Source organism: Acinetobacter rathckeae (genome assembly GCF_015627125.1).
In the GTDB taxonomy this organism is placed as follows: Bacteria; Pseudomonadota; Gammaproteobacteria; order Pseudomonadales; family Moraxellaceae; genus Acinetobacter; species Acinetobacter rathckeae.
This window is the reverse complement of sequence record NZ_VTDO01000005.1, coordinates 89969-101743: the sequence shown is the minus strand read 5'-3', so window position 1 is coordinate 101743 and position 11775 is coordinate 89969. Positions and strand designations below refer to the sequence as shown.

The window sequence follows — 11775 nt, the reverse complement described above, 5'->3', positions numbered from 1 at the left end:
AAAATTATTAATGTCATCAAAAAAAGTAACTCAGTCATAAAATTCAAAACGATAGCCAGCCCATAATTTAGGAGTAAGCCATGAGTAAATGCCCGTACCATACAACCACTGCAGGATCACCAGTTGCAGATAATCAAAACAGTGTCACCGTTGGACAACGTGGGCCACTGTTAATGCAAGACTGGCAATTAATTGAAAAATTAGCACATCAAAACCGTGAAAGAATTCCAGAACGTACAGTACATGCCAAAGGTTGGGGGGCATTCGGTACATTTACACTGACAAAAGATCTCTCGGAATATACACGTGCAGAAGTTTTTAATGGCGAAGGCAAGCAAACAAAAATGCTAGCACGCTTTTCAACAGTTGCAGGTGAGCATGGTGCAGCTGACGCTGAGCGTGATGTTCGTGGTTTTGCACTTAAATTTTATACTGCAGAAGGCAACTGGGATTTAGTCGGCAATAATACACCTGTATTTTTTTTACGTGACCCACTCAAATTTCCAGATTTTATTCATACACAAAAAAGACACCCACGTACCAACTTACGCTCACCGACCGCAATGTGGGATTATTGGTCACAGTCACCAGAGAGCTTACACCAAGTGACTATTTTAATGTCAGACCGTGGTCTACCAACGGACGTACGCCATATGAATGGCTATGGTTCACATACCTTTTCTTTTTGGAATAAAAAAGGAGAACGTTTTTGGGTGAAATTTCACTTCAAAACACAACAAGGTCACCGTTATTGGACCAATCCTGAAGGACAACAAAAAGTAGGCGAAAGTCGCGAAACGACACAAGAAGATTTGTACTACAGCATTGAAAAAGGCGACTTTCCAAAATGGACAGTACAAGTACAAATCATGCCTGAATTAGATGCAGAAAAAACATCATACAACCCATTTGACCTGACCAAAGTATGGCCACATAGCGAATACCCACCTATTGAAATTGGTGTACTCGAACTGAATAAAAACCCTGAAAATTATTTTGCACAAATTGAACAGGCCGCATTTTCTCCGTCAAATGTTCTTCCAGGCATTGGCTTTTCACCAGACCGTGTGCTACAAGCACGTATTTTTAGTTATGCAGATGCACACCGCTACCGCTTAGGTACACACTATGAAAATATTCCTGTAAACCGTCCACAATGCCCTGTACATCACTATCACAAAGATGGCCCAATGAATGTGCAAGAGCACTTTCCAAATCCAGATGCGTATTACGAGCCAAACTCTTTTGGGGGACCAATTGCCAACCCTGAATTAAAAGAACCCCCTCTTCGTTTGGATTCAAATATTGTAGACCGTTTCGACCATCGTCAAGACGAAGGCAATAACGATTATATTCAAGTGACTGCATTATTTAACTTATTTGATGAAGGTGAGAAATCACGACTCTTTAGCAATATTTCAGATGCAATGCAAGGTGTACCTAAAGAGATTATCGAAAAACAACTGGTACATTTTGGTAGAGTCCATCCAGATTATGAAGCAGGTGTTCGTCAGGCATTACATGCAAGTGGTCATAGTTCTTACCAGCAACAAGATGGTCATATTGAAGAACAAAACAGTGGTCACTCTGAATAGCATAGCGTTCATTTTGGTATGATTTGAAAGCATAACTCATCGCCAACATGCAATGGTCAGCTGTTGGCGATTTCATTTTAAGCACCTACCTTTATCTATATCCATGATAAAATTTTATACATCAATATACTGCCCTTCTAATACACTATAAAATGGCCGATCTAATTGGTGCTCATCAACCAATGCACTGAGCCATGTCGCAGGGGCATCACGAGTCTCATCAGTCAACTGAAATGTATGATGATGTATTGCAATAGAACAACCCGATTGCAAATCTAGATGGGCTTGAAAAGCATCGAGTGGATTCATGTGCAAATACTTCATCAAGGCTCTTGGCTCATACGCACCTATAGGCAACAAAGCCACTTTTGGGGCACCAAATTTTTTATATAATGCTGTAAATTGGGGGCAATACCCTGTATCTGCTGCAAAGTAGAGATATTCTTCTTGATAATGCACACAAAAACCACCCCAAAGAGCTTTATTTTGATCGCGAATGCCTCGCCCTGAACTATGCTGTGCAGGCACATACGTTATTTTGAACCCTAAAACATCGATCGCCTGCCCCCACTTCATTTCAACCACATGCCAACTTGAAGGTAAATAATACGCATTGCCTAAACCTGTATAAATTGGCATAGCAAAACGCTCATGTAACCATGCCAATGTGGCTAGGTCCATGTGGTCATAATGATTATGGCTGAGCAGTACAGCATCAATACGGGGTAAATTTTCAAGTGCAATACCCGCCAAGCACGCACGGCGAGGGCCAAAACCTTGTCCTGGGCCTGCAAAGTCCGCCCAAATGGGGTCAGTTAACAGATTGAATGTTCCTATTTGTATCAGCACTGTGGCATGGTTGACATACCAAATACGCCATGTACTTACATCAGGTGCTTGATCTGAAATCTTGGCTTTGGGTCGTTGTTGTTGCTGTTGCATAAAGTCATCATGTTCAGGCCATGCTTTATCCCTACGAAAAAGTAACCACTTCAGTACTTTTGTTTTCGTTAACTGTACTGTGTCTGGATACTGATTATAAAACCGTCCATTTTTAAAATAACTTAACTGCGAGTAGTCCCACTGTGGTTTTTGCAAACAGTGCAAATAACTCTGCTTTGTCACAAGATGATAATGTACTGGTTTTAGCGTCATATTGTTGGCCTGATCATAATTCAAAGAATTTGAAACAGTTTCATCTACATAATCATGTTGTTTGAATATTTAGTATGCTACTTCTTTGTATCTAAAAGCACCTATACTTTCAATACTACACAAACAAATATACTTCGAATCCTGAATAAAAATATCAGTTAAAAAGAAAGGATGAGAATCATAATTTGAGTAACTACAAACCACTAACAGCTCTAATTCTTATGACAGACAATCAGAGCTGTTACTTATGAGTGGATTTAACCATGCTACCTTTAATACAAAAACCAATATATTGTTCGGCATAGATCTTTATCAGAAATTGTAATACGAGGTAAAATTTCTATTGGTTAGTTCTTTGGCTGTCAGCTACGTTTGGCAATGATTTCATCAGGTGTATAGTTTATACACTATTATCGAATGGGCATGTTGCTGATATTAAAATGCTTGAAAATTTGGTTAAAGCATTTAAAGCAACAGTCTATCTATACAAATCGTGGCTATATTAGCCAAAGCCTGAAAGATAAACTGACGTTGCAAGGCATTTTAGTGGCTCATCATCATAACATATGCAATTAATACGTCTAAATAAGACAGATCAATACTTTGGCTTAAACAGGATTCAAGGCAAATAGTATTTATTGCTCCACTCATTTAGCTGACTTCAGCCAATAGGTTTCTTACTAATCTCAGAATAGTTCCCCAATAAAAAAGACACCATATACTGTAAATACATGATGTCAGAAAAATTAACAAACAATACTACCTATTCACAAAATATTAAAAATATTGGGTGAATTTTATTATAATATACAGCACAGCAAAAATCATTTTATTATAAAATTAATGCCACATATTATTATCTCCAAATTTATTAAAAATAAAAAAATATATTTATTACGCATTAATACTATCTAACAAAAATGAATTAATACCACATAATCTATCACCTTTTATAAGTAAAAATTTAAATTATTATAATGCTGTATATATTTTATAATTATAAAAAACTAAATCATCACAGATCCCAGTTAATCCTTAATTACATAATCTCCTTTAAATATTACCTAATGATGACTAAATTATTTTTAAATAAAATTCACATAAAAAAAATCATATTAGACAATAAATATTCCATCTTTTTGGAATATAGGTTTACCACTACACTAAAAAAAATGTATGCTGTTAAAAATCAATTATTTTATATTTAAAAATCAATACAATATTGATAAATAGTAGGTGTTTTGTTATGGAATTGCGTCACCTTCGATACTTTATTGCCGTTGCTGAAGAACTCAACTTTAGTAAAGCAGCTTTGCGACTTTATACTGCACAGCCATCCCTTAGCCAGCAGATTAAAGACCTTGAAGAAGAAATTGGCGTTCGTTTATTTAATCGCACAAAAAGAAAAGTTGAACTCACCGAAGAGGGTGTAGTTTTTTTAGAGCAAGCCAGACTCACCATCGCTCAAGCCGAACGCTCAATTTATCTCGCAAGAAAAACACATTTATCGAAACAACAAGTGCTTAAAATTGGTTTTATTACTGCCGCTGAAATTCGAATATTCCCACGAATTTTACCCACATTTCGTATGCAGCACCCCAATTTTAAAATTGAGCTCAGTATTTTAAATGATCTCGAACAACATCAAGCCTTAATAAAAGATGAGCTCGATATTATCTTCACACGTAAAACACTGACGCATGAACAAGTGGAAAACCATGTGATTTTTAAAGATGACTTGGCACTCATCTTACCCAAACAACACCCTTTAACAACGCTTGAGCATATCCCATTATCGGCATTGAACGGTTTAGACTTCATTACCGCAACCTCCAATAGCTTACTGGTACTAAACCAAGCAGTTACTCAATTTATTGACATGCACCACATCTCATTTAAATCAAAAATCAAAGCTAAGACTATTGTAGATACTTTAAATCTCATTAATACAGGGCAAGGTTGTGCCATTTTGCCCAAATATGTAGATCCATTTAGTAGCCTGCCCAATATTGCCACACGTGACCTTGATGCGAAGCTACCTACTTTAGACCTTGTTATGAGTCATAAAAAACAAAATACATCTGCCGCAGTAAAGTGCTTTTTAGACATGCTCTATAGCTTATCTATACCATCAACAGAAGTAGATAAACCAAACATATCTGATTTTAAAACTTGAGCTAACTGCTCAATATTATGCACAATGGCAAGCGGTTCATACTGTTTTAAAATGGCATCCGAGTGCACACCATACGTAACCCCGATGCGTGGCATACCAATACGCTGTGCCATCTCTAAGTCATAGCTGGTATCACCCACCATCACTGCCTCTGTTGCAGCCACACCCGTATGGTTCAAAATTTCTTGCAACATTTGCGGGTTCGGCTTAGACGCTGTTTCACTGGCTGCACGTGTGATGGTAAATAAATCGGTACTCTTTGTTTTTTCCAATACACGGTCAAGCCCTTTACGGTTTTTTCCTGTTGCCACTGCCAATAAAACACCTTGGTTTCTTAAAGCATCTAGCATTTCAGCAACACCATCAAACCAAAGGTCTTGTACAGAATTTTCAACATAATGTGTCGAATAAGCTGTTAATAATTGCTCATGTAACTCAGGCACTTGTGGAAACAAACGTTGCATCACTTCAGGTAAACCCAACCCAATCACATCTTTGGCATCTATTGCCAACAATGGCTGATCATACTTTTCAGCAGCATATAGCAAGCTATCTACAATCTGCCCCACCGAATTAAACAGTGTGCCGTCCCAGTCAAAAATAATGAGCTTTACCGCATGATTTTGCATAATTCCACCAAACACCTAAGTAAACAACTGAAATACAAAAGCTCGCATCATACCTTTAAATTGTTTAAGATTTTTTGCATATCATCAGGTAAAGGTGCTTCTATCGTTTCATAGCCTGGTATTTCTAAACGCAAAGCATGTAAGCATAAACGGCGAGGCTCTTCCCCGTGGTATACCGTTTGATGACCATATTTATCATCACCAAGAAGTGGATGACCAATACTCAAACCATGCACACGAATTTGATGGGTACGACCAGACAGTGGTGATGCATGTACCAATGTTGCACCTTTAAAACGTTTTGCAACATGCCATACTGTTTGACTTGGTTTACCATCTTTAGACACACGTACACGTCGCTCACCATTCGCCAATTCATAACGCAATAAAGGTGCATCTATTAATTGTCGATCTAAACTCACCTGCCCTTTTACAATCGCGGCGTAAGTTTTTTGTATTTTATGTTGTCTCAAAAAATCTTGTAATAACTTTAACGTGCTACGTTTTTTACTCACCATCACCAAACCTGAAGTATCGCGGTCAATACGGTGCACCAATTCTAAATATTTTTTACCCGTCGCCACACGCAATGCTTCAATCAAACCATAAGCAATACCACTGCCTCCATGCACGGCAATACCTGATGGCTTATTTACCACCAACAGTCCTTCATCTTCATACACAATACGTTGTAATAACCCCTGAACAACGCTATCACTCACTGCAATATCTGCTTCTTGCTTTTGCTCATAGCGAATCGGAGCAACACGAATCTGGTCTCCCACCTGTAAACGTGTTTCTGCTTTCACACGCTTTTTATTCACACGTACTTGACCTTCACGAATTAAGCGATAAATTCGACTTTTAGGCACACCTTTTAAACGAGAAAATAAAAAATTATCTATTCTTTGATCAAGCTGATTTTCATCAACATCAAACCACGTCACACTCTGCCATTGTTGACTCTGATCCATACTTGTTCCCTAAACTGTATTTCCCACAAAATGAATAAAATATAACCAATTAACTGCTTTTTTTCAGCAAAAATCACATCATTACCCATAGGCAGATGCATCAAGGTTTGCTATAGTCAGCGCTCGGATACCGCCGTAAATGAGATTCTGTACAAATATTGAGTAAAATATTGTGCATTGAACACAGATACTCATCACCAACTCGGAAAGGTCCTAACAGAATATGCCGATGCCAAAGGCGTTATTATATCGGCAAAATTGCAAACTGTTGCGTAAAATAATACGTTTGCCTACAAAACAGTTTGCCCCAAAAATATATGTTGCCAATTTAGATTGGTTGATTAATGTAAACTGAAACACATCGAATAAGTCATTCCCTGACACTTTATCAGGCTTAAGCATTTGATGTATTGAAAGATGCGTTAAGTGAACCTCCGCCACGATGAGTTTTCCGTGCCAGAGTTCCTTACACATACAAACAGAACAAGCAATAAAGTTCTCTTTGCATTACATCAATACAGCCCGAGATGATTTTAGGTGAATTTAGTCAGACAGACACATAAAATGTTTATTATGTAAATAAACTGCAAAACGCAGCTTGCCTTACAACCAAGAAGCGACGTATTCAACGCTTTTATTTACATACAGAAGACTGACTTATCGTTGTGGCTCAACGATTAGGTATGACCCACATGAAACGTATGCTGATTAATGCAACACATGCTGAAGAAGTCCGTGTTGCACTTGTCACAGGCCAGCGTCTATATGACTTTGACCTTGAAAATAGAACCAGAGAACAAAAAAAGTCTAACATTTATAAAGGTCACATTACTCGTGTTGAACCTTCTTTAGAAGCGGTTTTTGTCGAGTATGGTGCACAACGCCAAGGCTTTTTATCAATGCGTGAAATCTCACGTAACTACTTTAGTGCCGACGCTCGTGAAACCTCAAATATTCGTGAACTCCTCACCGAAGGTACAGAACTTTTAGTCCAAGTTGAAAAAGAAGAACGTGGCAATAAAGGTGCTGCGCTTTCTACTTATATTTCATTGGCAGGACGTTACCTTGTACTGATGCCAAACAACCCCAAAGGTGGTGGTATTAGTCGCCAAATTTCTGGGGCTGTACGTGAAGAGCTGAAAGAAAAACTCGCATCACTACAAACACCACGTGGTATGAGTGTGATTGTACGTACTGCAGGTATTGGCCGTAGCCAAGAAGAGCTACAACAAGACCTACAACACTTACTTGACCTTTGGGCACAAATTCAAAGTACAGCAAGTTCAGGCCCATCACCCATGCTGGTTCACCAAGAAGCAGGTGTGGTAACACGTGCAATCCGTGATTACTTACGTGATGATGTGACTGAAATTTTAATTGATAACGAGCAAGCCTTTAACGAAGCCTATAACTTTGTCAAAGTCGTGATGCCATCTCAACTCGACAAACTTAAAACATATACGCACCACGAGCCTTTATTTGCTCACTTTGGTGTGGAAAGTCAAATCCAAACCGCATACGAACGTGAAGTGAAACTGCCATCAGGCGGTTCAATTGTGATTGACCAAACCGAAGCACTGGTTGCCATTGACATTAACTCCGCGAAATCTACTCGTGGTCAAGATGTTGAAGACACCGCTCTCAATACCAACTTAGAAGCTGCTGAAGAAATTGCACGTCAACTGCGTTTACGTGATATTGGTGGCTTAGTTGTTATTGACTTTATTGACATGAGTAAAGACCGCAACCAACGTATGGTTGAGGCTAAGCTCAGAGAGTCAACTCAAAGCGACCGTGCTCGTATACAGTTTGGACAATTGTCACGTTTTGGTCTGATGGAAATGAGTCGCCAACGTCTACGTCCATCTTTAGAAGAGTCTACGGGTTACGTTTGCCCTCGCTGTCATGGCACAGGCATGGTACGTGATGTACGTTCATTGTCTTTATCTATTATGCGTAAGGTCGAAGAAATTGCCTTACAAGAGCGTCAAGGTGAAGTACAAATTGAAGTGCCTGTTGAAATTGCAGCTTTCTTACTCAATGAAAAACGCCATACCTTAGTGTACTTAGAGCAAAGCTCAAATGTACGCATTACCGTATTGCCTCACCCTCATTTAGAAACACCGCACTATCAAATACAGTACAACCCTGAAGGTTTTGCACCAACCAGCTACGAACGTACAGAAGCAACACGCTCAAGTGAAGCTGAACTAGGTTACCAATCTGCTGAGTGGCATTTAGATGAAGGCGAAAAAGCGATTGTTACGCCTCTTGCTAAAGAAAAAACAGTAAAAACTGTGCAAAACACGCAACAACATGCAGTAAAAGCTCAGCAAACTACTGCACAAGTAACAACTGCAGCACATAGCCCATGTGCATGGTTAGAAAACTTGTTTACACAAAAACAAGCACAAACAGTAGATCAAACACGTACAGCCAATCATGCGGCAACAGCTATTGAAGCAATGGTGAATCGTGGTGCAGTCAGCAAAGGCCAATTTGGTTCAGTAGAAGCAACCATTACGCCACAAAACACTGCTGAGTCTGCAAATAATGCATACCTTGGGCAACAAGCACAAAGTACCACTGTTGCAAAAACAGAAAAGCGCGAAGCGGACAAAGAAGAACGCCAGCCACGCAACAACAAGAAGCAACGTAACAACAAGTACAAAGAACAACGTGAGCAACATGTTGAGCAAGTAACGCCTCGTCATGGCAACGAAGAAAATACGCAACTGTCTCGTCAAGAAATGAGAGACTTAAAGCGTCAACAAAAACGCCAACAGCAAGACCATGCTCAAAGTGGTAATACGCAGCCTCATACAGCCAGTGAACAACCTGAAAATTCCACTCAAACACAGTCTGTTCCTCGCCGTGACCGTAACCAACAACGCCCTCAACGACCAAACCGTCAACGAGACCAAAGCGTATTGGAACAACCACAAGCTGTCGTAGCGACTGAAACAACTCAACCTGTGCATACAAATGACAAACCAAGCGTTCATGTTGTAGATGTTCCGCGTCATGAAGACATGCCAACGGCATTGGTTGTTAATGTAGATACGGCAAGCAAAGATATTGTTGCGATTACTAAAGAGCAACAAGCACCTGTAGCCAAAACAGACGTTGTAGACAGCCCTGTTTCTAAAGAAGCACCAACTGTTACAACCAATAAAGCACAACCTACCGAGACTACTCCTGTTCGCAAAGAAGTAGAAAAAGTAGAAGCACCGCAACAACGCGAGCAAAAGCCAAAGCGTGCGAGCAATGACCCACGTTCAAGTCGCCGTCAAAAAGCGACTCAAACAAAGCATTCAGCGGATACGCATCAAATCTCAGCAACACAAAACCCTGCCTTAAAGCAGCACAGTGTAGCAAGCTTGATTCGTACGGTTTATGGTGAAGACTGCACCGTACTGATTGAACAGTTTGGACTTATTCCAACATTTAATCGTGCGCTGAGTAAGTTCACTGAAAGCTATATTGCTTCGCAGACACAACCAACAACTGCAACAGAGAAGAAATCTGTTACTCGTGATGTTACTGTGCCAAACAATAGTAACTCGACAGATGTTAATGCTGAAGCACTATCACTTACACCACCGCAAACCAAGCAATTGCGTGTTGCAAATGACCCACGTGAGCGTAGACGCTTAGCTAAACTTGCCGCTGAACAAGCATTAGAGCAAGCCAAAGCACAGCACTTGAAAGAAGAAGCAAGTAAAGCTGAAACAGTTGCTGAAACTAAAGCTAAAGATGATGTATCTGTTGCACAGGCAAATACTGAAGCACCTGTTACTCAAGAAACTGTTCAACAAGTCATTGAACAACCTGTAGAAACAGAAGCAACAACTAACACAGAAGTTGCTGAAACAGCACCTGAGCAAACTGAAGTGGTCGCAAAGCCTGAAGAGGAAATTGCGACAGAAGATACTGTCAGCAAAGAAGCTAAGGCTGAGAGTAAGAAAAAAGCGTCTTCAGCAACAGCTGATAAACCAGCTCGCCCTCGTAGACCACGAGGTAGACCACCTAAAAAAGCAGTCACCCCTGAATCTTAATCTGCTCAAGTAAGCCACCGTTTATCGGTGGCTTACTTTTTTATATGACCTACGAATGACCAAGCAACTTAGCCAATTGAATCTATTACAGATTATTTTTTGACTCATTGTCACCAATTTGTAGCTTTTATAATCAAATGTATAACTTTTTCTAAAAAAACCCTTGTCATCAATAAATAAGTTGCTACAATACGCTCCATCAAGAAGATACGGGTCGTTAGCTCAGTTGGTAGAGCAGTGGACTTTTAATCCATTGGTCCCGCGTTCGAGTCGCGGACGACCCACCACTTATCTTAAAACTTGATCATTTTGGGTCGTTAGCTCAGTTGGTAGAGCAGTGGACTTTTAATCCATTGGTCCCGCGTTCGAGTCGCGGACGACCCACCAAGATTCAAAAAAGCCTCTTTATTTAAAGAGGCTTTTTTATTATCTAGTCTACAAGTTTTTTTAACGTATATGCCTTGTCTGGGAAAGGATAACCTTTGCGATAAGCTTGGAGATTAATCAGCCGATTACGCCCTAAATCCATCACCAAACTCCCCTTTGCATCTATTCGATAAAAGAATTTCATACCATCAACGGTGTAATACGTAATCACGTACTGATGAGCATCTATTAATTTTAATTCCCAATAGTCTTTGTTATAACTCGAAGAAGATCTAGAGTCGACTTGAATTGTGCCTAAACGTTTAATTAAACGATAGACCGAACCATCAGGCATTAAATTTAGAATAAACTCTACCGCATCATTTTTTTCATCACCACAGCGTGCAATTGGGTCTGTGCAAGGAATAATAACCGAATACCGCCCGACAATTTCTTTCTCTTCTGCATTAAGCTGTTTATTTTGCTCAGCCGCTTGAGCTTGGATTTTTCTTGGCATGGTCGCCTGCCCCGCCACTTGCCACAGGTTACTGTGATGCGAAGAAGATGCATCATCTGTGTGCATAGATTGAGCTGTGGCAGACTTCTCTTTTTGTTCAATATGCGGGTTGCAGCCAAGCAAAGTTAAACTCAGCAACACCAACATGCCACTCATAGAGTAATCTTTACATTTAGCTCGCAGATCGTCACGCATTTATCACCCTCTAACCTTGCTCATCATCACAATGCTTTAAATAGACAATTCATCTATAACCATGCCACACCCTTATAATGTGTTGCTGTATTTTAATGAAAACCTGAACA

At 39.7% G+C, this 11775-nt stretch carries 7 protein-coding genes and 2 tRNA genes; 5 read left to right on the top strand and 4 right to left on the bottom strand.

The window, feature by feature from the left end; genetic code table 11:
- Positions 1–80: 80 nt before the first annotated feature.
- Positions 81–1595 (top strand): catalase, encoded by a 1515-nt coding sequence (locus I2F31_RS09475; protein ID WP_195768947.1) that lies wholly within the window; start codon positions 81–83, stop codon positions 1593–1595.
- 114 nt (positions 1596–1709) lie between these two features.
- Here I2F31_RS09475 and I2F31_RS09470 read toward each other — a convergent pair whose 3' ends face one another.
- Entirely contained in the window at positions 1710–2750 is a 1041-nt protein-coding gene (locus I2F31_RS09470) for an MBL fold metallo-hydrolase (protein WP_195773829.1), read from the bottom strand.
- A 1246-nt stretch (positions 2751–3996) separates the two neighbouring features.
- Here I2F31_RS09470 and I2F31_RS09465 point away from each other — a divergent pair.
- Positions 3997–4926: a LysR substrate-binding domain-containing protein gene (locus I2F31_RS09465; protein ID WP_195773828.1), complete on the top strand. Its 930-nt coding sequence runs from the start codon at positions 3997–3999 to the stop codon at positions 4924–4926.
- Here the strand turns inward: I2F31_RS09465 and I2F31_RS09460 are convergent.
- Together I2F31_RS09460 and I2F31_RS09455 are read right to left on the bottom strand one after the other, a co-directional pair.
- Positions 4863–5555: an HAD-IA family hydrolase gene (locus tag I2F31_RS09460; protein ID WP_195768945.1), complete on the bottom strand. Its 693-nt coding sequence runs from the start codon at positions 5553–5555 to the stop codon at positions 4863–4865. The genes I2F31_RS09465 and I2F31_RS09460 overlap by 64 nt on opposite strands.
- A 47-nt stretch (positions 5556–5602) precedes the next feature.
- Positions 5603–6529, bottom strand: a complete 927-nt coding sequence (locus I2F31_RS09455) for an RluA family pseudouridine synthase (RefSeq protein WP_195768944.1) — start codon at positions 6527–6529, stop codon at positions 5603–5605.
- A 692-nt stretch (positions 6530–7221) separates the two neighbouring features.
- Here I2F31_RS09455 and I2F31_RS09450 point away from each other — a divergent pair.
- From I2F31_RS09450 to I2F31_RS09440, 3 genes are all read left to right on the top strand, one after another.
- A complete protein-coding gene (locus I2F31_RS09450; protein WP_195768943.1) occupies positions 7222–10587 on the top strand; it encodes an Rne/Rng family ribonuclease in 3366 nt (1121 codons plus the stop codon).
- Between the two features lie 211 nt (positions 10588–10798).
- Positions 10799–10874, top strand: a tRNA-Lys gene (locus tag I2F31_RS09445).
- 24 nt (positions 10875–10898) lie between these two features.
- A tRNA-Lys gene (locus I2F31_RS09440) sits at positions 10899–10974 on the top strand.
- A gap of 43 nt (positions 10975–11017) precedes the next feature.
- Here the strand turns inward: I2F31_RS09440 and I2F31_RS09435 are convergent.
- Positions 11018–11665: a hypothetical protein gene (locus tag I2F31_RS09435; protein ID WP_195768942.1), complete on the bottom strand. Its 648-nt coding sequence runs from the start codon at positions 11663–11665 to the stop codon at positions 11018–11020.
- Positions 11666–11775 lie beyond the last annotated feature (110 nt).

Bases quoted from the DNA above. Each gene is read 5' to 3' on its own strand.
- I2F31_RS09465 (WP_195773828.1), top strand. From the start codon at position 3,997: ATGGAATTGCGTCACCTTCGATACTTTATTGCCGTTGCTGAAGAACTC.
- I2F31_RS09435 (WP_195768942.1), bottom strand. From the start codon at position 11,665: ATGCGTGACGATCTGCGAGCTAAATGTAAAGATTACTCTATGAGTGGC.
- I2F31_RS09470 (WP_195773829.1), bottom strand. From the start codon at position 2,750: ATGACGCTAAAACCAGTACATTATCATCTTGTGACAAAGCAGAGTTAT.
- I2F31_RS09460 (WP_195768945.1), bottom strand. From the start codon at position 5,555: ATGCAAAATCATGCGGTAAAGCTCATTATTTTTGACTGGGACGGCACA.
- I2F31_RS09475 (WP_195768947.1), top strand. From the start codon at position 81: ATGAGTAAATGCCCGTACCATACAACCACTGCAGGATCACCAGTTGCA.
- I2F31_RS09450 (WP_195768943.1), top strand. From the start codon at position 7,222: ATGAAACGTATGCTGATTAATGCAACACATGCTGAAGAAGTCCGTGTT.
- I2F31_RS09455 (WP_195768944.1), bottom strand. From the start codon at position 6,529: ATGGATCAGAGTCAACAATGGCAGAGTGTGACGTGGTTTGATGTTGAT.